This is a genomic window from Paenarthrobacter sp. 22069, from assembly GCF_052046035.1.
Lineage (GTDB): Bacteria > Actinomycetota > Actinomycetes > Actinomycetales > Micrococcaceae > Arthrobacter.
Window position 1 is genome coordinate 92,228 of record NZ_JBQEQF010000009.1, and the last position, 21,035, is coordinate 113,262.

Below are 21,035 nucleotides of genomic sequence, written 5' to 3' on the forward strand. Positions count from 1 at the left end.
GGGAGCCCTTGCGCCACAAAGGAACCGGATGCCGACGGGCCGGGGTGTGACCATCACCGCGTCTGCCGGGCACCTCCACCTGCGGAACCCTGTGGTAATTTTGAAGCGCAAATATTCCTTTTTTAATTCCGTCCTGTGAGGCGGGGAAAGGGGAGACGAGCGTTGACTTCTGTCACCAGCGCACCGGTTCCAGCCAGGGTTGTCCTCAGCCAGGCGGATATTGACCGGGCCCTCACTCGTATCGCCCACGAGATCCTCGAAGCCAACAAGGGATCCCGGGACCTTGTCCTGCTGGGCATTCCCCGCCGCGGTTACCCGCTGGCAGTCCGGCTCGCGGAAAAGATCGCAGCCGCGGACACCACCGTTGATGCTGCCGCGATTGTTGGCCAACTCGACGTCACCATGTTCCGCGACGACCTTTCCCACCAGGGCACGCGTCCGCCCTACCCCACCCGGCTGCCCCGCACCGGCATCGACAACAAAGTGGTGGTGCTGATCGATGATGTGCTGTACTCCGGCCGCACCATCCGGGCCGCACTCGATGCCCTCGTGGACCTTGGCCGGCCCCGCATCGTCCGGCTTGCCGTCCTGATCGACCGCGGACACCGCGAACTTCCCATCCGCGCCGACCACGTCGGCAAGAACCTGCCCACGTCCTCCGCCGAAAAGGTCCGGGTCCGGCTCGAGGAGACAGACACCCCTGGTGGCGGCACCCCGGTCAACGAAGTCGTGATCGAAGGCGGCGCATGAAACACCTCCTGTCCACCGGCGACCTCAGCCGTTCGAACGCCATCCGCATCCTGGACACGGCGGAGGAAATGTCTGCCGTGGGGGAGCGGGAAGTCAAGAAACTGCCCGCGCTGCGCGGCCGCACCGTGGTGAACCTCTTCTTCGAGGACTCCACGCGCACGCGCATCTCCTTCGAAGCCGCTGCCAAGCGCCTGTCGGCCGACGTCATCAACTTCGCCGCCAAGGGGTCGTCGGTGTCCAAAGGGGAATCCCTGAAGGACACGGCCCAGACGCTGTCCGCCATGGGCGCAGACGCCGTCGTCATCCGCCACTGGGCGTCCGGCGCACCCCACCGCCTGGCCGCCACCGACTGGATCGACGCCGGTGTCATCAACGCCGGCGACGGGACGCACGAGCACCCCACCCAGGCCCTCCTGGACGCCTTCACCATGCGCCGGCACTGGGCCCGGCTGTCCGGCACCGGCTCGGAAGGAACCGACCTCAAGGGCCTGCGGGTCGCCATCGTGGGGGATGTCCTGCACTCCCGCGTGGCACGGTCCAACGTCTGGCTGCTCCGTACCCTCGGCGCGGAAGTCACCCTGGTGGCGCCGCCCACCCTGCTGCCGGTCGGCGTCGACAAATGGCCCTGCAGCGTCAGCTACGACCTGGACCAGACCCTGGCCGGCGGCGTGGACGCCATCATGATGCTGCGCGTCCAGGGCGAACGCATGAACGCCTCGTTCTTCCCCAGCACCCGCGAATACTCGCGCCGCTGGGGCTTCGACGACAACCGGCTCCGGGCCCTCGATGACCTCGGCATGACCGACACCATCATCATGCACCCCGGGCCCATGAACCGGGGCCTGGAAATCAGTGCCGCCGCCGCCGACTCACCCCGTTCCACCGTCCTGGCCCAGGTCCGCAACGGTGTGTCCGTGCGGATGGCCGCCCTGTACCTGCTGCTCTCCGGGGACACCCGCGAACCAGCCGCCGACCGGGCACCGGCCTACGCCGCCGCCCCATCCACCAAGGAGAGCAACTGATGGCAGGCAACACCGGAACCTACCTCATCCAAGGCGCCGCCATCCTCGGCGGCGACCGGGCGGACCTGCTGGTCCGCGACGGCATCATCGCGGAGATCGGCACCGGCCTGTCAGCTGACGGCGCCACGGTCATCGACGCCGCCGGCCTGGTGGCCCTTCCCGGCATGGTGGACGTCCACACCCACCTCCGCGAACCCGGCCGCGAGGACGCCGAGACGGTGGAAACCGGCACCCGGGCAGCCGCACTCGGTGGCTACACGGCAGTGCACGCCATGGCCAACAGCACGCCCGTGGCAGACACCGCAGGCGTCGTGGAACAGGTCTACACGCTGGGCCGGGCCGCCGGCTGGGTGGATGTCCGTCCCGTGGGTGCCGTCACTGTCGGCCTCGCGGGGGAGAGGCTCGCCGAACTCGGCGCCATGGCCGATTCCCGCGCCCGCGTGCGCATGTTCTCCGACGACGGCATCTGCGTCCACGATCCCGTGCTGATGCGCAGGGCGCTGGAATACGTCAAAGCGTTCGACGGCGTGGTGGCCCAGCACGCGCAGGAACCGCGCCTTACCGCCGGTGCACAGATGAACGAAGGCGATGTCTCCGCCGTCCTGGGACTCACGGGCTGGCCCGCGGTCGCCGAGGAAAGCATCATCGCCCGCGACGTCCTGCTGGCCCAGCACGTCGGCTCCCGCCTGCACGTGTGCCACGTGTCCACCGCCGGCTCGGTGGAAATCATCCGCTGGGCCAAGGAACGGGGCATTGACGTCACGGCGGAAGTCACCCCGCACCACCTGCTGCTGACGGACGACCTCGTGCGCAGCTACGATCCCGTCTTCAAGGTCAACCCGCCGCTGCGCACCGACGCCGACGTGCAGGCATTGCGCGCAGGCCTGGCAGACGGCACGATCGACGTTGTGGGAACAGACCACGCACCCCACCCCAGCGAGCACAAGGAATGCGAGTGGGCGCAGGCTGCCATGGGCATGACCGGGCTGGAAACTGCCCTGTCAGTGGTCCAGCACGCCATGATCGAGACCGGCCTGATGACCTGGGCGGACTTCGCCAGGGTCACCTCCACCGCCGCCGCTAAGATCGGCCGCCTGAGCGACCAGGGCCGCCCCATCGAGGCAGGCGAACCGGCCAACCTCATCCTGGTGGACCCCGGGGCGCGGTGGACGGTGGACCCCTTCAAGATGGCCACCATGGGCCGCAACTCGCCGTTCAAGGGCCGGGAACTGCCGGGCAAGGTGGTGGCCACGTTCTTCAAGGGACACCCCACCGTCCTGGACGGCGCCCTCAACACCCCCCACCCGGATGCCGCCGCAACACCGGCAGGCGTTGCCTGATGGACAAGATCCTTCCCGGACTTGCCATGCTGGCGGTGGCCGGCGTCGTGTTTGTCCTCATCGCCGTGGGATGGCGCAACCGCCTGAAGCGCCAGTCCGACGTCGAACAGCTTCCCCAGGTGCCCGCTGCACCCGGCGAGCCCACCGCCGCCGCCGAGGGGCAGTACGTGACCACCACGACGGCCGGCGACTGGCTGGACCGGATCGCGGTGCACGGACTGGGCATCCGCACCAACTCCACCCTCGAGGTCTACCCCCACGGCGTCCTTTACGGACGGTCCGGGGCGCCGGCGGTGTACATCCCGGCGGCTTCCCTCACCGGCGTCCGGCAGGACAGCGGCATGGCAGGGAAGTTCGTGGAAAAGGACGGCCTGCTGGTGATCGCGTGGACGCTCGGCAAGCATGAACTGGACACCGGCTTCCGGACCCGCCGCGCTGCGGACAAGGACGTGCTGTACCAGGCTCTTCAGGAATTGATTTCGTCAGCCCCAGCGGCTGGTGCCACGAGTGGAAAGTAAGACAGTGAAAGCAAATACATTGACAGCAACCACCTCCGCTCCTGTGTCAGCCCCGGCTGCGCTGGTTCTCGAAGACGGGCGCATTTTCCGCGGCACCAGCTACGGAGCCACCGGCACCGCCCTGGGCGAGGCCGTCTTCGCCACCGGCATGACCGGCTACCAGGAAACCATCACGGACCCGTCCTACGCCCGCCAGCTGGTGGTTCAGACCGCCCCGCACATCGGGAACACCGGCGTGAACAATGACGACGCCGAGTCCCGGCGCATCTGGGTGGCCGGCTACATCGTCCGCGACGCCGCCCGCCGGCCGTCCAACTGGCGTTCCGAGCGGTCGCTGGACGAAGAGCTGGTGGCCCAGGGCATCGTGGGCATCCAGGGCGTGGACACCCGCGCCATTACCCGGCACCTGCGCGAACACAAGACCATGCGCGCCGGCATCTTCTCCGGCGAGGCCGCGCAGGCCACGGACAAGGAACTGGTGGACGCCGTCCTGGCCAGCGCCCCCATGGAGGGTTCACGCCTGGCCGAGGAAGTCAGCGTCGATGAAGCCTACGTGGTGGAGCCCAGGGACCACGGCTGGGAGGGCGAACCCCGCTTCAGCATCGTGGCCATCGACCTCGGCATCAAGGCCATGACCCCGGTCCGCTTCGCCGAGCGCGGCGTCCGCGTCCACGTGCTCCCGGCCACCGCCACCCTGGAGGACGTCAAGGCGGTCAACCCGGACGGCTTCTTCATGTCCAACGGACCTGGCGACCCCGCCACGGCCGACGCCCAGGTGAAGCTGCTGCGCTCCGTCCTGGATGAGAAGCTGCCCTACTTCGGCATCTGCTTCGGCAACCAGATCCTGGGCCGTGCCCTCGGCTTCGGCACCTACAAGCTCCGCTACGGCCACCGTGGCATCAACCAGCCGGTCATGGACCGCCGCACCGGCAAGGTGGAAATCACCTCCCAGAACCATGGCTTTGCCGTGGACGCCCCGCTCGACGGCGCCACCCAGGCTCCGGAGGCACGCTACGGCCGGGTGGAAGTCAGCCACATCAGCCTGAACGACGACGTCGTGGAAGGCCTCGCCTGCCTGGACATCCCGGCATTCTCCGTGCAGTACCACCCTGAGGCTGCGGCTGGCCCCCACGACGCTGCCTACCTGTTCGACCGGTTCATCGACCTCATGGAGGGCACGCGGGACGGCCGGAACGCCAACCTCTCCAAGGAACCGGTGGACTCTGCCCACCCCGCCGGTGCTGATCCGGCAACGCCGAAAAATTCCGACAACAAGACTGAGGACAAGAAGTAATGCCGAAACGTACAGACCTCAAGAGCGTCCTGGTCATTGGTTCCGGCCCGATCGTCATCGGCCAGGCCGCCGAATTCGACTACTCCGGCACCCAGGCACTGCGTGTCCTCAAGGAGGAAGGCCTTCGCGTCATCCTCGTGAACTCCAACCCGGCTACCATCATGACCGACCCCGAGTTCGCCGATGCCACCTACGTTGAGCCCATCACCCCCGAGGTGGTGGAAAAGATCATCGCCAAGGAACGCCCCGACGCCGTCCTGCCCACCCTGGGCGGCCAGACTGCGCTGAACACCGCCATCGCGCTGGACAAGAACGGCGTGCTGGAGAAGTACAACGTCGAGCTGATCGGTGCCAACATTGCCGCGATCGAGCTCGGCGAGGACCGGGAGAAGTTCAAGGGCGTCGTTGAGCGCTGCGGCGCAGAATCGGCCCGCAGCCACATCATCCACACCATGGACGAGGCACTCAACGCCGCCGGTGACCTCGGGTACCCCATGGTGGTCCGCCCCTCCTTCACCATGGGTGGCCTCGGCTCCGGCCTGGCCTACAACGAGGACGACCTGCGGCGCATCGTCGGCCAGGGCCTGCAGTACAGCCCCACCAGCGAAGTGCTGCTCGAAGAGAGCATCCTGGGCTGGAAGGAATACGAGCTTGAGATGATGCGGGACAAGAACGACAACGTGGTTGTCGTCTGCTCCATCGAAAACTTCGATCCCGTGGGCGTGCACACCGGTGATTCCATTACCGTGGCTCCGGCACTGACCCTCACCGACCGCGAGTACCAGAAGCTGCGCGACGTCGCCATCGCCGTCATCCGCGAAGTAGGCGTGGACACCGGTGGCTGCAACATCCAGTTCGCCATCGACCCCGCCACCGGCCGCGTCGTGGTCATCGAAATGAACCCGCGCGTCTCCCGCTCCTCGGCACTGGCCTCCAAGGCCACGGGCTTCGCCATCGCCAAGATCGCCACCAAGCTCTCGCTCGGCTACACCCTGGACGAGATCCCCAACGACATCACCCAGAAGACCCCGGCGTCCTTCGAACCCACCCTTGACTACGTGGTGGTCAAGGTCCCGCGGTTCGCCTTCGAGAAGTTCCCGGCCGCTGACAACACCCTCACCACCACCATGAAGTCGGTGGGCGAGGCGATGGCCATGGGCCGCAACTTTACCGAGGCACTCCAGAAGGCCCTGCGCTCCCTGGAACAGAAGGGCTCGCAGCTGGACTTCAGCAACGTCCCCGAATGGGAAGTCGCTGAACTGATCGAGAAGGCCAAGCGGCCCACCACCGAACGCCTCCACCAGGTCCAGCGCGCCCTCCTGGGCGGCGCCACCGTGGAACAGCTCTTCGAAGCCACCAAGATCGACCCCTGGTTCCTGGACCAGCTCCAGCTGCTCAACGAGATCTCGCACGAGATCCGGCAGGCCGAAGCCCTGACGGCCGACATGCTCAAGCGCGCCAAGCGCCACGGTTTCTCGGACGAGCAGATCGGCTCCCTGACACACAACTCCGAGGCAGTGGTCCGCGGCGTCCGCCAGGCCCTGGGCATCCGCCCGGTGTACAAGACCGTTGACACCTGCGCCGCCGAGTTCGCCGCCTACACGCCGTACCACTACTCGGCCTACGACGAAGAGGACGAGGTTGCGCTGCACTCCAAGCCGTCCATCCTGATCCTCGGCTCCGGCCCCAACCGCATCGGCCAGGGCATCGAGTTCGACTACTCCTGCGTCCATGCCTCCATGGCCCTGCGCAAAGCCGGCTACGAGACCGTCATGGTCAACTGCAACCCGGAAACCGTCTCCACCGACTACGACGTCTCCACCCGCCTGTACTTCGAGCCGCTGACGCTCGAGGACGTGCTGGAGGTCATCGCGGCCGAGGAACGCACCGGCGGCGTCATGGGCGTCTTCGTCCAGCTCGGCGGCCAGACCCCGCTCAAGCTGGCCCAACAGCTGGCCGACGCCGGCGTGCCCATCCTGGGCACCTCCCCGGAAGCCATCGACCTCGCCGAGCACCGCGGCGCATTCTCCCGCGTCCTGGACAAGGCCGGACTGGTATCGCCGAAGAACGGCACCGCCGTCTCCTTCGAGGACGCAAAGAAGATCGCTGACGAGATCGGCTACCCCGTCCTGGTCCGCCCCTCCTACGTGCTGGGCGGCCGGGGAATGGAAATCGTCTACGACGAGCCCAACCTCTCCCGCTACATCGCCAACGCCACCGAGATCACCCCGGACCACCCGGTCCTGATCGACCGGTTCCTGGAGGACGCCGTCGAAATCGACGTCGACGCCCTCTACGACGGCACGGACATGTACCTGGGCGGCATCATGGAGCACATCGAGGAAGCCGGCATCCACTCCGGGGACTCCGCCTGCGTCCTGCCGCCCATCACGCTGGGGAGCAACGTCGTCGAACGCGTCCGCACCGCCACCCGCGCCATCGCTGAAGGCGTGGGCGTGCGCGGCCTGATCAACATCCAGTTCGCGCTGGCCTCGGACGTCCTGTACGTCCTGGAAGCCAACCCCCGCGCGTCCCGGACCGTGCCGTTCGTCTCCAAGGCCACCGGCGTGCAGATGGCGAAGGCCGCCGCCCTCATCGGCACCGGCGTGACCATCGGACAGCTCCGCAGCGCCTACAAGATGCTGCCGGAAACCGGCGACGGCTCCACCCTGCCGCTGGACGCCCCCGTGGCCGTCAAGGAAGCAGTGCTGCCGTTCAGCCGGTTCCGCACCCTCGAGGGCAAGGTAGTGGACTCCCTCCTGGGACCCGAGATGCGTTCCACCGGCGAGGTCATGGGCATCGACAAGCACTTCGACACCGCCTTCGCCAAGAGCCAAGCAGGCGCCAACAACGCCCTCCCCACCGAGGGCAAGGTGTTCGTCTCGGTGGCCAACCGGGACAAGCGTTCGGTGATCATGGGTGTCAAGCGGCTGTCCGACCTGGGCTTCGAAATCGTGTCCACCGGCGGCACGGCGGACGTCCTGCGGCGCAACGGCATCCAGGCCACCCCGGTCCGGAAGGTAGCCGAAGGCAGCAGCGCCGAGGGTGAAGGCACGATCGCCGACCTTATCGTTGCCGGCGAAATCGACATGGTCTTCAACACACCCTCCGGCGGCGAGGCCCGCAGTGATGGCTACGAACTGCGCGCGGCGGCGACCTCCATCGGCATCCCGTGCATCACCACGGTGGCGGAGTTCAACGCCGCCGTGCAGGCCATCGAAGCCATGCGCACCTACGAATGGTCCGTCACCAGCCTGCAGGAACACGCCGCAGCCCTGGCAGAGTCGCAGAAAGCAGCCCTGCAGCATGCCTGAGCAGGAATCCGGCAACCAATCGGTGGCAGGCGCCGGCCGGGAGTCCTTCGGCTCCCGGCTCGGCGCGGCCATGGCCGCCCGCGGCCCCCTCTGCGTGGGCATCGACCCGCACCCGGCGCTGCTGAAGAGCTGGGGACTGGACGACGACGCCGCCGGGCTGCGGCGCTTTTCGCTGACGGTATTGGAGGCCGTGGCCCCGCTCGCTGCCGCGGTCAAGCCCCAGGTGGCACTTTACGAACGCCACGGATCGGCCGGGATGGCCGTCCTGGAGGAGGTACTTGCCACAGCACGTGATGAGTCGGTGCTCAGCATCGCCGACGCCAAGCGCGGCGACATCGGTTCCACCATGGCTGCCTACGCCGACGCGTGGCTTCGGGACGGCTCCCCGCTGGCAGCGGATTCCGTCACGCTCAGCCCCTACCTCGGCTTCGAGTCACTGCGCCCGGCTCTTGACCTCGCAGCAGAAACGGGCCGGGGCGTGTTCGTGCTGGCACTGACCTCCAACCCGGAAGGCGCCTCCGTGCAGCACGTCGGCGGAAAGGATTCCGTGGCCCGCAGGATAGCCCTCGCGGCAGCAGCGGAAAACTGCCGCTACGCGGGAGCCCTGGGATCGGTGGGCCTGGTGGTTGGTGCCACCGTCGGCAATGCCCTGGCAGACCTCGAACTGGACCTGCCGGCCGTCCGCGGCCCCATCCTGGCCCCAGGCCTGGGAGCCCAGGGCGCCACGCCTGCAGACCTTCGGGCGACGTTCGGTGCGGCATACCCGCTGGTCCTTGGCACGTCCAGCCGCGACATCCTCTCGGCGGGACCGGCGGCCAGCGGCCTCCGGGACGCCGCCCTGCGGACGCTGGACGGACTGCGCGGAGAATAGCGGCAATTGCGCCAATGCATTGATTCGGGCTGCACCAGAGGGTAGTTTCAGGACAGGTCCAAGGGCGGCCGCCCTTGGATGAAATCCGCCGACTCCGGGGGTGTCCGTGATGGTCCTGCGACCCTTATCCGCATCCGAAAGGGCCGACGCCCTGGGCAAGGCGGCAGCGGCCAGGGCCACGCGGGCCGCCGCCAAGGAAAGTCTGCGGAACGGCAACAGATCCGCAGCGGACATCATCAGCTCCGCCCTGGAGGACGACGCCTTGGCCCGCATGAAGGTTTCGGAACTGCTCGAAGCCCTTCCCGGCATCGGGAAGGTACGGGCTGCAGCCATCATGCAGCAGCTGGGCATCGCGGCGTCCCGCCGGGTCCGCGGCCTCGGCGTCCACCAGCGCCGGGCGCTGGTAAATTTTATAGACGAGCATTGAGGCAGGTTGATCCTGCCGTCCCCCGACTGCTGCAAAAGGAATACGTGAGCAAGAAACCTGGACTGACAGTCCTCGCAGGTCCGACGGCTGTTGGCAAAGGCACCGTGTCCACCTACATCCGTGACAACTACCCCGAGGTTTGGCTGTCCGTTTCAGCCACCACTCGGGCGCCCCGGCCGGGGGAGGTGGACGGTGTCCACTACTTCTTCAAAACCAAGGAGGAGTTCAAGCAGCTCATCGCCGACGGCGAACTCCTGGAATGGGCCGTCGTCCACGGACAAAACACCTATGGAACGCTTAAGAGCACGGTCAACCGGGCCATCTCGGAGGGCCGCTCCGTGCTGCTGGAAATCGACCTCCAGGGTGCACGGCAGGTCAAGGCCGCCGTTCCGGACGCCCAGTTCGTCTTCCTTGCGCCGCCCACCTGGGACGAAATGGTCCGGCGCCTGGTAGGCCGCGGCACCGAAACGCCCGAGGAACAGCAGCGTCGCCTGGAAACCGCTAAACTGGAACTTGCTGCTGAACCGGAGTTCGACCACACCGTCATCAATGACGACGTCCGCCGGGCAGCGGACGAGCTTGTTTCACTCATGGGGCTGACACCGCATCCACACCTGCCGGAACCGTCAGCCCGCTAGGAATTTGGAGAATTCGTGTCCACGAACCTTGAAGGCATCATCAACCCGCCGATCGACGACCTGCTGAAGGTTGCTGATTCCAAGTACGGCCTGGTGATCTTCGGTGCCAAGCGCGCTCGTCAGATCAACGCTTACTACGCCCAGCTGCACGAGGGCCTGTTCGAATACGTCGGACCCCTCGTTGACACCAAGCTGAACGAGAAGTCGCTGTCCATCGCCCTGCGCGAGATCAACGAAGGCAAGCTGGTTTCCACACCGATTGAAGCCGCAGAGTAACCCTGCCGCTGGAACTGACTTGCTGTTGACGGAGGTCACGTGCGCATAGTCCTCGGAGTCGGGGGAGGGATTGCCGCCTACAAGGTGGCATCGCTCCTCCGGCTTTTTACTGAAGCCGGCCATGACGTCACGGTGATTCCCACCGAGGCATCCACCCGCTTTATCGGTACCGCCACCTGGGAGGCGTTGTCCGGCAACCCGGTCAGCAACAGCGTCTTCGACGACGTCCACCTGGTCAACCACGTCCGCCTGGGCCACGAGGCAGACCTGGTGGTGGTGGCACCCGCCACGGCGGACCTCCTGGCCAAGGCCGCCACCGGCCAGGCCGGGGACCTGCTCACCAACACCCTGCTGATGGCGCATGGCCCGGTCCTGTTCGCCCCCGCCATGCACACCGAGATGTGGCAGCATGCCGCCACCCGCGCCAATGTCGAAACGCTCCGCGGCCGGGGCGCCGCAGTCCTGGAACCTGCGTCGGGGCGGCTGACGGGCGCGGACTCCGGTCCGGGCAGGCTCCCGGAACCCCAGGTGATCTTCGACGCAGCCATGGCCCTGGTCCAGGGACAGTCCAACTACCAGCTGCCGCTGGCCGGCCGTACCGTGACCATCAGTGCCGGCGGAACGCGCGAACCATTGGACCCCGTCCGCTTCCTCGGCAACCGGTCCTCCGGAAAGCAGGGCGTGGCGCTGGCCGTCGCTGCCCGGAACGCAGGGGCCACCGTGCGTTTGCTGGCCGCCCACATGGATGTTCCCCCGCCGGCCGGCGTCGAGGTTGTCCGGGTGGAGACTGCCCTCCAGCTCCGGGAAGCCGCGCTGGACGCCGCGGCCCGGTCCGACGTCGTCATCATGTCCGCCGCCGTCGCCGACTTCCGCCCCGCAGAGGTCTCGGACACCAAGATCAAGAAGCGGGACGACGCCGGGGATCCCGTTATCACCCTGGTGCGCAACCCCGACATCCTCCATGAACTCGTTGAGCAGCGCAACGCCGGGGCCGCCCCCGCCGGGCAGCTCATTGTCGGGTTCGCAGCGGAGACGGGGGACAGCCAGGGCGACGTCCTGTCCTACGCCGAAGCGAAGCTGCAGCGGAAAGGCTGCGACCTTCTGGTGGTGAACCACGTGGGGACGGACAAGGTCTTCGGGCAGGATGCCAATTCCGTGGTCATCCTCTCGCGTTCCGGCTCCGAACCACAGGAGGCCGCGGGAACCAAGACCGAGGTTTCGCAAGCCATCATCGGCCGCATCAGCTTTGAACTGAACAACGTTTCGCCCCTCGCCTGACGTGTTTCCAGCCACCTTTGCTTAGCACGAGGACATCTACTGACTTCTCCCTGATGGGAGTGCCAACACCAACCAGTAAGGTAGTTGAGTGACTTTACCGCTGCACCTTCCCCAGACCCATGGGGCCACGCCCTCCGCGCTCCGGCTTTTCACGTCCGAGTCGGTCACCGAAGGCCATCCGGACAAGATCTGCGACCAGATCAGTGACGCCATCCTGGACGCACTGCTCGCCGCGGACCCCGAATCCCGCGTGGCGGTGGAGACCATGGCCACCACCGGCCTGGTGCATGTGGCGGGCGAAGTCACCACCGACGCCTACGTCGAGATCCCGCAGATTGTCCGCGAGACCATCCTGGGCATCGGATACGACTCCTCAGCCAACGGCTTCGACGGTGCCCGCTGCGGTGTGTCCGTGTCCATCGGCCAGCAGTCAAACGACATCGCCGGCGGCGTCTTCAACTCCCTCGAGGCACGCGAAGGCCGCCAGGAGGATGACTACGACCTCCAGGGCGCGGGCGACCAGGGGCTGATGTTCGGCTACGCCAGCGATGAGACGCCGTCGTTCATGCCAACGCCCATCTGGCTGGCCCACCGGCTCTCCGAACGGCTCACCGAAGTCCGCAAGACCGGCCAGCTGCCCTACCTTCGTCCCGACGGCAAGACCCAGGTGACTGTCGGCTACGACAAGGACGTCCCCGTCTCGGTCGAGACCGTCGTGATTTCCAGCCAGCACGCAGAAGGAGCGAGCCTGGACCAGCTGCGCGCCGACCTCGCCGCAGTCGTGATTGAGCCCGTCCTGGCCGGAGCCAACCTGGACATCTCGCGCGCCGCCCACATCCTCAACCCCGCCGGCGAGTTCGTCATCGGCGGACCTGTCGGTGACGCCGGCCTCACCGGCCGCAAGATCATCGTCGACACCTACGGCGGAATGGCCCGTCACGGCGGCGGCGCCTTCTCCGGCAAGGACCCGTCCAAGGTGGACCGCTCAGCCGCCTACGCCATGCGCTGGGTTGCCAAGAATGTGGTGGCCGCCGGCCTGGCCAAGCGCGCCGAGATCCAGATCGCCTATGCCATCGGCCAGGCACGGCCGGTGGGAACCTACGTCGAGACCTTCGGGACCGAGACCGTTGATCCCGCCCGCATCGGCCAGGCCATCGCGGAAATCTTCGACCTCCGGCCCCGCGCCATCATCGACGCCCTGGACCTGAAGCGTCCCATCTACGCCAAGACCGCCGCCCACGGGCACTTCGGCCGCGATGAGCCGGACTTTACGTGGGAGCGCCTGGACCGGGTGGACGAGCTGAAGGCATTCTTCAACGCCTGATCCGATTCTTACAAAGCACGGGGCACCAATGTCAGTGCCCCGTGCTTTGCTGTTCCCGTCCACCCGGCAGCTGAACGGAGGAAACCGCCATGGTCGCTGACAGTTCCGTCCAGCCGTCACTGCTGCAGGGTTTTCCTGCACGGCAACTTCCCGGCGGCGTGGCGTTGGCGGAGCACCTTCCGGTGGCGCGCGTCCTCGTTGAATCGCCGCTGCCGCACCTGGACCGCCCGTTCGACTATGCCGTTCCGGTTGAGCTCGACGCTGCCGCGCAGCCGGGCGTCAGGGTCAAGGTCAAGTTCAACGGCCAGGACCTCAACGGATTCCTCCTGGAACGGCTGGCGGAGTCCGACGCCGGCCACACCCTTGTGCCGCTGGCCAAAGTAGTGTCTCCCGTTCCCGTCCTCACGCCCGCCGTCCGGGACCTCGCCTCCGCCGTCGCTGCCCGGTACGCGGGCACAGTCAGCGATGTCCTGCGCCTTGCGGTGCCGCCCCGCGTGGCCCGGCTGGAAAAGGACTACCCCGCTTCACTGGACAGCGGACCCGACAGCCAAAGGGACGGCACGCAGGACGAACCCCAGGTGGAGGGCGGACCGGGCGCTCCTGTGCCCGCGGTCTCTCCCCACTCCGCCTGGGCCACCTACCGCACCGGCGGCGCCTTCCTCCGGCACCTGGCGGGCGGCGGATCCCCGCGGGCCGTCATCAACCCACTGCAGGGATACGGTCCCGGCGGGTGGCCGCACCTGCTGGCCCAGGCCGCGGCCACCGCTTTCGCCGCCGGCCGCGGCGCCCTGCTGGTGGTGCCGGATTACCGGGACCTGGACCGCCTCCAGGATGCGTTGAAAACCCTGGTACCGGAGGACGCCGTCGCCCGGCTTACCGCCGACGACGGCCCCACGCCCCGGTACCGGAACTTCCTGCGGTTGCTCGCCGGCCGGGCGAAAATTGCCATCGGCACCCGCTCGGCGGCCTTCGCCCCGGTGCAGGACCTGGGGCTGGTTGCCTGCTGGGACGACGGCGACGACCTCCATATCGAGCAACGGGCACCTTATGCGCACGCGCGGGAGGTCCTGCTCCTGCGGGCCGGGCAGGAAGGCACGGCCTGCCTCCTGGCCGGGCACGCCCGCAGCACCGAAGTCCAGCGGCTTGTCGAGGCCGGCTGGGCTGTTCCCGTCGAAGCGGAGCGCGGCGTCCTCCGCCGGACCGTTCCCCGTGTGGTCAACACCGCCGACAGCTTCGAACAGGGGCGGGATCCGCTTGCCACCATCGCCCGGCTGCCGCATGCCGCCTGGCAGGCTGCCAAGGAGGGGCTGGAGCGCGGCCCCGTCCTGGTCCAGGTGGCGCGGGCCGGTTATGCGCCCTCCCTGGTGTGTGAAACGTGCCGTGAACCCGCCCGTTGCGGGCATTGCCAGGGGCCACTCGCGCTGGCGGGGACGTCCGCGCTGCCCCAGTGCCGCTGGTGTTCCACCCCGGCCCCGGACTGGAAGTGCTCCTCCTGCGGGGGGCGGCGGCTTCGAAAAGGTGCCACCGGAGTCCTGCGGACTGCCGAGGAGCTGGGCCGTGCGTTTCCCGGCACAACAGTCATCACCTCATCGGGGGACCAGGTCAAAGCCACCGTGGGAGCGGGCGAAGCCCTGGTGGTGGCGACCGTGGGTGCCGAACCTGTGGCAGCCGGCGGATACGCGGCCGCCCTGCTGCTGGACGGCGACTCCCTGCTGCGCCGCGAAACCCTGCGGGCAGGCGAGGACACCGTGCGGCGCTGGTTCAACGCAGCCTCCCTTGTCCGTCCCGCCACGGACAGCGGGCTGGTGGTGGTCACAGCGACTGATATGGCTGCCACCGGGGCGCTGCTCCGCTGGGATCCGGCCGGCTACGCCCGGCGTGAGCTGCAGCTCCGGACGGAACTCCAGCTTCCCCCGGCAGTGCGGATCGCTTCCGTCACCGGGCCCCGCGCCGCCGTCGAACACTTCACCGGGGCCGTCGAAGCTGACCTGGCCGGCTCAGGGATCACGTTGCGCACGGCGGGCCCGGCGCCGCTGCTGCTCACCGCATCCCCGTCCTCCCGGCGCCCGGCGGAGGACGTCCGGACGCTGCTGTTCTTTCCGTACGCGCAGGCCGCCGCCGTCGTCCGTGTCCTCCGGGTCACCCGCGCAGCCGTGGCCGCCAAGCGCACCATGGACCCGGTCCAGTTACGCCTCGACGGGGTGGACGTCCTCTAGCGCCGGCCTGGCGGAGGAATGCAGGTCCTAGCGGCGCCTCTTTGCCACCACTTCGTGCGCCGCGTCCACCAGTTGGCGCGCCGATTCATCCCAGCTGAACTCCTGGGCCCGCGCGATCGACCGGCGGGACATCTCCTGCCAGTGGGCGTCGTCCCTCAACTGTGAGACCGCAGCAGCAAACTGCTCCGGCGACTCCGGATCCACGTACATGGCGGCATCGGCGCCGACCTCCCGGAAGATCGGAATATCGCTGGCGACCACCGGCGTGCCGACAGCCATGGCCTCCACCAGGGGCAGGCCATATCCCTCCGCCCGGGACAGGCTGACCAGTGCCGTTGCCTTGCGCAGCAGCGCGTCATACTCGGCATCGCTCACGCCGTTGTGGAACACCACGTTGGCGCCGGGAGGGACGATGCGTTCCAGTTCTCCGCGCCGCTCCGGTGTGATCCGGCTGAGCAGGTGCAGGGTGTAGCCAGGCAGCCCGGCCATGCCGGCCACCATGGTTTCCACGTTCTTGTAGGGCATGAACGAACCCATGTAGATGATGGTCTTGTCCGCCCCGCCGGCCGGGTTGCGCGGTTCCTGCGCCGGCTGTGGAGCGTTGGCGATGATACGGACGGGGCGGCGGGTCAACCGGTATTTGGCCATCAACGCCTCGGTGGTCCTGCTGATCGTGGCCACAATATCGGCCCGGTCGAGCAGGAGCCGCTGAGGCCAGAATGCTTTGTGGTAGACGCGCCAGAGCAGCCGGACCGGGGCCGGCAGGAAGCCCGGGGGAGCGGGGTGCTCGTAGTAGATGAGGTCATGCAGGGTCAGGATCAACCCGTACTTCCGCCCCCACGTACCCATGGTCTGCATCGGGCAGACCACCACGTCCGCCCCGATGGCATTGACCTTCCGGGCCACGAACAGTTCCAGCGGCGAGAGCGGGCTGCTGATGAGTGTGTACGGCACGTCCGGCAGCAGGGCGAGCTGGCGGACGTCGGACACCAGCATGGAGACGTCGGCGATCTTCGCGGTGGCCGCGATCAGGCTCGCCCCGTAGCGGCTGATGCCGTCGTGGTGGTCGGTACGGGTGAAACGTGCATCAATGACGATCTTCACGCGGGATGGTCCTTCAGGAAGCTGCGGATGTACTGGGCTGCCGGCTCCGGCGTTTCGTAGTGGATCAGATGACCGACGCCGGGAATCACCTTGAGTTCACCGTCCGGGAGCAGTTCCAGGAGGCGGTGCTGGCTGGGAAGGGTGGCGATCTCATCCTTCTCGCCGGCGATCAGCAGCACGGGAAGGTCCAGCTGCCCGGCAACTTCCGCCACATGGTGGCTGACGGAGGCCGTAAATGACTCCAGCAGGCTGTCCCGGTCAGCAAAGGAACTGAAGTAGGCGTGGTGCTGGCCGTGGATGAAGGCCCTCAGCTCGCGGTCGCTGGTCTTGGCCATGGTCTCGCTCATGACCCGCACGATCAGCGGGTTGCGCAGCAACGCCAGCCCGGGCCGGCGGGGGAGCCGGGCCGCCAGCCGGTAGTAGAGCACGGCGAGGCGCGTCATCACGCCCTTGGGGCCTTCCAGTGCCGGGGCTGCGATGGGGTTGATCAGGATCAAGGGGTTCACCGCCCCGGGATTGCCGGCCACAAAGTGGGCCGCCACGATGGAGCCAAATGAATGTCCCAGCAGAGCGGTGTCCGGTCCCAGGCCCCGCGCGGCCATGAAACCGGCGATGAACTGCCCGTAGCGCTCCACCGAGTGCGGGCCGCTGAGGAAGGCGTCCGAGCCGCCAAACCCGGGCAGGTCCGGCATGATCATGCGCATGTCCGGGAGTTGGTCCGCTACCCGCAGGAGCCCATGGTGGTCGCCGCGGAAGCCGTGGACCACCAGGACGGTGCGTGTTTCCGGCGTCACTTCCGCCGGCTCGTAGGTCCAGAACGCAACGGTGCCGCCGTCGAGCGTCATGGTGGAAGCCGACGTGCGGGCGGAAAGTCCGGCGCTCAGGAAAGCGGGCGCAGGGGAAGACCCGGGTTTCACAGTATCCATTCCCGGGCCTAGTTGACGTTGTCCGGATGCGACCCGGTCCGCTGGCCGCGATCCAGGGCGTTGATGGCGGCCATGTCGCGGTCGGACAGCGTGAAACCGAAGACGTCGAGGTTCTCACGGATCCGGGCCTCGGAGCTGGCTTTGGGGATGGCGATGGTCCCCAGTTGCATGTGCCAGCGAAGGATCACCTGCGCGGGGGTCCGGCGGTGCTCCACCGCGCAGGCCTGGATCACGGGATCGGCAAGTACCTGGCCACGGCCCAGCGGGCTCCATGCTTCGGTGTGGATGCCCAGCTCTGTATGTTTGGCGCGCAGTTCCTCCTGCTGCAGCCAGGGGTGGAGTTCGATCTGGTTAACAGCCGGGACCACTTCGGCGGATTGGAGCAGGCGGTCAAGGTGCGCAGGCTGGAAGTTGCTGACGCCAATGGCGCGGACCCTTCCTTCCCGATAGAGGGTTTCCAGTGCGCGGTAGGTGTCCGGGAACAGCCCGCGGCGTGGGCAGGGCCAATGGATGAGGTACATGTCCACGTAGTCCAGGCCCAGGTTGACCATGGAATCATCAAAGGCGCGCAGCGCCGCGTCGTACCCGTGGTGGTCGTTCCACACCTTCGTGGTGATGAACACGTCTTCCCTGGTGAGGGCTGGAGACAGCTCCCCGGATCCGCCGCTGCCGGTCCCGTCGCCCAGCTGCGAGCTGATGCCGCGGGCCACGCCGGTTTCATTCCCGTACATGGCTGCCGTATCGAAGTGGCGGTACTCGGCGGCGAGCGCGGTGGCCACGAGCCCCTCCGCGTCTCTGGCCGGCACCTTGTAGAGCCCAAAGCCGAGCTGGTCTATCAGCACGCCGTTGTTCAGGCTGAGCCGGGGTGAGGTTCTCATGGCAACGACTCTACCCACTTCAGCTGGTCAGTCCCTCGTAATCGACCAGGCGGCGTGCGGTGGCTTCATCCAGGATCAAGTCGGTGGCCAGCCGGGCCGCCAGGGCTCCGCGCAGGCCGTTGATCTTGGAAACGCCTGAGACCACGCAGATCCTGCGGCGCACCTGGCGCAGCTGGGCCAGCGACGGGCCGGTGGACCTTTCGTTCAGGACGATCCCGTCAGAGGACCCATCGGCACGGAAGAATACCGTGGCAACGTCGCCCACCACGTCCGAGTTGGCCAGCGCATTCAGGTCGTCCTCATCGAGGTACCCGCCGGCGTAGACGTGGCTGGGATAGTCCGCGTGGACGGAACCGACACCGAAGATGGCAATGCTCATCTTGGCCTGCAGCTCCAGGACGCGCTGCACGCTGCGCTCGTTCCACATGGCTGTCTTGGTGGCGGCATGGTCGAAGAAGGCCGGAACCGGGAACTGCTCAACCCTTGCACCGTAGGCGCTGCCGAACCGGCGCATGATGTCACTGGCGTAGGTAATGCCGGTGGTGTGCATGTTCCCGGCTCCGTTCAGCTGGACGATGACGCTGTCGTGCGTGATCTTCCTGGTCAGGTGCCGGCTGACCGCGCTGAGCGTCGATCCCCAGGCCACGCCGATGATGGCATTGGAGTCCACCAGGGGCCCGATGGTCCGTGCGGCCTGCATGGCCACCCGGTCCAGGGTCTCGGCCTCGTTGAGGGTCCCAAGGATGGGGACAACATGGACGTCCAGGTTGTAGCGGCGACGGATCATCCCCTCCAGTTCGGGCCCGGTGTCCAGCGGATTGCGGATCTGGATCTGCACCAGGCCGGACTCCCTGGCGGAGGACAGCAGGCGCGAAACCGTGGACCTGGAGGTGCGCAATTCCCGGGCAATGGCGTCCATGGTGAGGTCCTGCAGATAGTACATTTGTGCAGCTCGGAGGGCGTCTGCGTCCCGTGAAAGTGTCATCTCACTTCCCTTCTGCACGTTTGTGCATACTGCTTGACTCCATTTTCCATTTCTCCAAACAATAGAGCAGAACCGCGGCGCCACACAGCGTGCGTCCGCATCAAACAAAGCCCCAAGGGAGTCGTTTTGGGACCCAAGGATCCAACTGTTAACCCGTCTGCTTCTGCGCCCCGGACCAGTGCCGAACGCGCTACGGTCCACAGTCTGCGGCGCCGGCCGCACGCGAAGGTGCTGGTTGTCGGTGGTGGCATCAACGGAGTAGGCACCTTCCGTGATCTGGCACTCCAGGGCGTCGATGTCGCGCTCGTGGAACGCGGAGATTACTGCCAGGGCGCCAGTGGTGCGTCGTCGCACATGATCCACGGCGGCATCCGGTACCTGGAGAACGGTGAGTTCCGCCTGGTCCGTGAGTCGGTGGTCGAACGGAACCGCCTGCTGAAGATCGCCCCGCACTACGTCAAGCCACTGCAAACCACCATCCCGATCTTCAGCACCTTTTCCGGGATCCTGTCGGCGCCCCTGCGGTTCCTCACCCACAAGCAGCAGGGCAAGCCCAAGGAACGCGGCGCCTTCCTGATCAAGGCCGGCCTCAGCCTCTACGATTCGTTTTCCAGGGACGGCGGGATGGTTCCGCGGCACCAGTTCCGCACCCACAAGGCAGCCCTCCAGGAACTGCCGGACCTGCGGCCGGATGTGAAATACACCGCAACCTACTTCGATGCCTCCGTCCACAACCCCGAGCGCCTCACCCTCGACGTGCTCCAGGACGGCGAAAAGGCCGGCCGCGGAAGCAACGCGACGGGCACCAGCGCACAGGGTGACACCGCCCGCGCCAGCAACTACGTGTCTCTGCAGTCCATGTCGCCGGCCCCCAACCCGGGAACCGGCCGCGGAAGCACCGTCCGCCTCCGGGACGAACTCACCGGCGAGGAATTCGACTTCACCGCCGACATCATCGTCAACACCACCGGCGCATGGGTCGACCTCACCAACCAGGCGATGGGCGCCGGTTCGTCCTTCATGGGCGGGACCAAGGGCTCCCACATCGTTCTGGACCACCCGGGCCTCCTGGCGGCCTGCCGCGGCCGGGAAATCTTCTTTGAGCACACGGATGGCCGGATTGTCCTCATCTATCCCATGGGTGACCGGGTTCTGGTGGGCACCACGGACGTGGACGCGGACATGACGGAGGACGCCGTTTGCACCGACGAAGAGATCCAGTACTTCTTCGACCTGATCGGACACGTCTTCCCCTCGATCGACGTAACACCGGACGACATCGTCTACACGTTCTCCGGCGTACGCCCGCTGCCCAGCCATGACGCCACCCAGCCGGGCTTCGTCTCCCGCGACTACCGGATCGAACGCCGGACTTCCGGCACAAGCGGAGGCGGCGCCGTCGTACTCAGCCTGGTGGGCGGCAAATGGACCACGTTCCGGGCCCTCGCTGAGCACCTGACCAACGACGTCCTCGCCGAACTCGGCGTCCAGCGCAAGGTTTCCACTGCACAGCTCCCCATCGGCGGCGGCGCAGGCTTCCCGGCCGATGAAACCGGCGTCCAGAAATGGATTAAGGCGCACATGGCTGCCGGCCGGGACGCGGACCGCACCGCCGGGCTGCTGACCCGCTACGGGACCCGGGCCGAAGACGTCATCACCTACCTCGACGCCGCACCCGACCAGGCGCTGCGCTCAACCCGCGAACTCAGCGTCCGTGAACTGGAGTTCATGGCGGCCAACGAGCAGGTGGGCCACCTGGTGGACGTCTTTATCAGGCGCACTTCCCTGGCCTTCCGGGGACTCGTCACCGGAGAGCTCCTCAATGAAGTGGCCGAAGTCCTCTCCGTCCCGCTCAAGTGGGACGCAGCGGCGCG

18 protein-coding genes are annotated in these 21,035 nt (G+C 67.1%); 14 read left to right on the forward strand and 4 right to left on the reverse strand.

The genetic code is table 11. From position 1 onward, the window contains the following. The first annotated feature begins 162 nt into the window (after positions 1–162). From pyrR to ACTJK0_RS09420, 13 genes are all read left to right on the forward strand, one after another. Positions 163–750: a bifunctional pyr operon transcriptional regulator/uracil phosphoribosyltransferase PyrR gene (pyrR, locus tag ACTJK0_RS09360; protein WP_440744966.1), complete on the forward strand. Its 588-nt coding sequence runs from the start codon at positions 163–165 to the stop codon at positions 748–750. Continuing rightward, complete coding sequence (locus tag ACTJK0_RS09365) at positions 747–1,772, forward strand: aspartate carbamoyltransferase catalytic subunit (protein ID WP_110540741.1); 1,026 nt, start codon at positions 747–749, stop codon at positions 1,770–1,772. Before pyrR ends, ACTJK0_RS09365 begins: the two co-directional genes overlap by 4 nt. Further along, entirely contained in the window at positions 1,772–3,112 is a 1,341-nt protein-coding gene (locus ACTJK0_RS09370) for a dihydroorotase (protein ID WP_110540740.1), read from the forward strand. The genes ACTJK0_RS09365 and ACTJK0_RS09370 overlap by 1 nt, the downstream gene beginning before the upstream one ends. Further along, positions 3,112–3,630: a PH-like domain-containing protein gene (locus tag ACTJK0_RS09375; protein WP_440744967.1), complete on the forward strand. Its 519-nt coding sequence runs from the start codon at positions 3,112–3,114 to the stop codon at positions 3,628–3,630. The genes ACTJK0_RS09370 and ACTJK0_RS09375 overlap by 1 nt, the downstream gene beginning before the upstream one ends. Continuing rightward, positions 3,611–4,924 carry a glutamine-hydrolyzing carbamoyl-phosphate synthase small subunit gene (carA, locus tag ACTJK0_RS09380; RefSeq protein WP_440744968.1) on the forward strand — a complete coding sequence of 438 codons (1,314 nt, stop codon included), beginning with the start codon at positions 3,611–3,613 and terminating at the stop codon, positions 4,922–4,924. The genes ACTJK0_RS09375 and carA overlap by 20 nt, the downstream gene beginning before the upstream one ends. After that, complete coding sequence (gene carB / locus ACTJK0_RS09385; RefSeq protein ID WP_110540737.1) at positions 4,924–8,238, forward strand: carbamoyl-phosphate synthase large subunit; 3,315 nt, start codon at positions 4,924–4,926, stop codon at positions 8,236–8,238. Before carA ends, carB begins: the two co-directional genes overlap by 1 nt. Next, positions 8,231–9,109 (forward strand): orotidine-5'-phosphate decarboxylase, encoded by an 879-nt coding sequence (gene pyrF, locus ACTJK0_RS09390; protein WP_440744969.1) that lies wholly within the window; start codon positions 8,231–8,233, stop codon positions 9,107–9,109. The genes carB and pyrF overlap by 8 nt, the downstream gene beginning before the upstream one ends. 109 nt (positions 9,110–9,218) lie before the next feature. Then, entirely contained in the window at positions 9,219–9,536 is a 318-nt protein-coding gene (gene mihF, locus ACTJK0_RS09395; protein ID WP_181422303.1) for an integration host factor, actinobacterial type, read from the forward strand. 44 nt (positions 9,537–9,580) lie between these two features. Beyond that, positions 9,581–10,174 carry a guanylate kinase gene (gene gmk / locus ACTJK0_RS09400; RefSeq protein WP_110540734.1) on the forward strand — a complete coding sequence of 198 codons (594 nt, stop codon included), beginning with the start codon at positions 9,581–9,583 and terminating at the stop codon, positions 10,172–10,174. Between the two features lie 15 nt (positions 10,175–10,189). Continuing rightward, entirely contained in the window at positions 10,190–10,450 is a 261-nt protein-coding gene (rpoZ, locus tag ACTJK0_RS09405) for a DNA-directed RNA polymerase subunit omega (RefSeq protein WP_026264487.1), read from the forward strand. A gap of 39 nt (positions 10,451–10,489) precedes the next feature. Then, positions 10,490–11,728, forward strand: a complete 1,239-nt coding sequence (gene coaBC, locus ACTJK0_RS09410; protein ID WP_110540733.1) for a bifunctional phosphopantothenoylcysteine decarboxylase/phosphopantothenate--cysteine ligase CoaBC — start codon at positions 10,490–10,492, stop codon at positions 11,726–11,728. Positions 11,729–11,816: 88 nt separating this feature from the next. Next, positions 11,817–13,052, forward strand: a complete 1,236-nt coding sequence (gene metK, locus ACTJK0_RS09415) for a methionine adenosyltransferase (protein WP_110540732.1) — start codon at positions 11,817–11,819, stop codon at positions 13,050–13,052. Between the two features lie 89 nt (positions 13,053–13,141). After that, complete coding sequence (locus tag ACTJK0_RS09420) at positions 13,142–15,268, forward strand: primosomal protein N' (protein ID WP_110540731.1); 2,127 nt, start codon at positions 13,142–13,144, stop codon at positions 15,266–15,268. A gap of 27 nt (positions 15,269–15,295) precedes the next feature. On the opposite strand, the gene ACTJK0_RS09425 is transcribed toward ACTJK0_RS09420, so the two are convergent. Genes ACTJK0_RS09425 through ACTJK0_RS09440 form a run of 4 tightly spaced genes read right to left on the reverse strand, consistent with a single transcriptional unit; the run spans position 15,296 to position 19,161 of the window. Continuing rightward, positions 15,296–16,372 (reverse strand): glycosyltransferase family 4 protein, encoded by a 1,077-nt coding sequence (locus ACTJK0_RS09425; protein ID WP_440744970.1) that lies wholly within the window; start codon positions 16,370–16,372, stop codon positions 15,296–15,298. Then, positions 16,369–17,298 carry an alpha/beta fold hydrolase gene (locus ACTJK0_RS09430; protein ID WP_440744971.1) on the reverse strand — a complete coding sequence of 310 codons (930 nt, stop codon included), beginning with the start codon at positions 17,296–17,298 and terminating at the stop codon, positions 16,369–16,371. Before ACTJK0_RS09430 ends, ACTJK0_RS09425 begins: the two co-directional genes overlap by 4 nt. 8 nt (positions 17,299–17,306) lie before the next feature. Further along, complete coding sequence (locus ACTJK0_RS09435) at positions 17,307–18,176, reverse strand: aldo/keto reductase (RefSeq protein ID WP_440744972.1); 870 nt, start codon at positions 18,174–18,176, stop codon at positions 17,307–17,309. Positions 18,177–18,195: 19 nt separating this feature from the next. Further along, the gene (locus ACTJK0_RS09440; RefSeq protein ID WP_440744973.1) at positions 18,196–19,161 is read right to left on the reverse strand and encodes a sugar-binding transcriptional regulator; all 966 of its coding nucleotides are present in this window, start codon (positions 19,159–19,161) and stop codon (positions 18,196–18,198) included. Between the two features lie 126 nt (positions 19,162–19,287). Here ACTJK0_RS09440 and ACTJK0_RS09445 point away from each other — a divergent pair. Continuing rightward, positions 19,288–21,035: glycerol-3-phosphate dehydrogenase/oxidase (locus ACTJK0_RS09445; RefSeq protein ID WP_440744974.1), on the forward strand; the 1,748-nt coding region annotated here is incomplete at its 3' end.

Excerpts from the sequence above, each read along its gene's own strand:
- ACTJK0_RS09365 (WP_110540741.1), top strand. The coding sequence starts at position 747 with ATGAAACACCTCCTGTCCACCGGCGACCTCAGCCGTTCGAACGCCATC.
- ACTJK0_RS09370 (WP_110540740.1), top strand. The coding sequence starts at position 1,772 with ATGGCAGGCAACACCGGAACCTACCTCATCCAAGGCGCCGCCATCCTC.
- ACTJK0_RS09375 (WP_440744967.1), top strand. The coding sequence starts at position 3,112 with ATGGACAAGATCCTTCCCGGACTTGCCATGCTGGCGGTGGCCGGCGTC.
- carB (WP_110540737.1), top strand. The coding sequence starts at position 4,924 with ATGCCGAAACGTACAGACCTCAAGAGCGTCCTGGTCATTGGTTCCGGC.
- pyrF (WP_440744969.1), top strand. The coding sequence starts at position 8,231 with ATGCCTGAGCAGGAATCCGGCAACCAATCGGTGGCAGGCGCCGGCCGG.
- mihF (WP_181422303.1), top strand. The coding sequence starts at position 9,219 with ATGGTCCTGCGACCCTTATCCGCATCCGAAAGGGCCGACGCCCTGGGC.
- ACTJK0_RS09420 (WP_110540731.1), top strand. The coding sequence starts at position 13,142 with ATGGTCGCTGACAGTTCCGTCCAGCCGTCACTGCTGCAGGGTTTTCCT.
- ACTJK0_RS09430 (WP_440744971.1), bottom strand. The coding sequence starts at position 17,298 with ATGGATACTGTGAAACCCGGGTCTTCCCCTGCGCCCGCTTTCCTGAGC.
- ACTJK0_RS09435 (WP_440744972.1), bottom strand. The coding sequence starts at position 18,176 with ATGAGAACCTCACCCCGGCTCAGCCTGAACAACGGCGTGCTGATAGAC.
- ACTJK0_RS09440 (WP_440744973.1), bottom strand. The coding sequence starts at position 19,161 with ATGACACTTTCACGGGACGCAGACGCCCTCCGAGCTGCACAAATGTAC.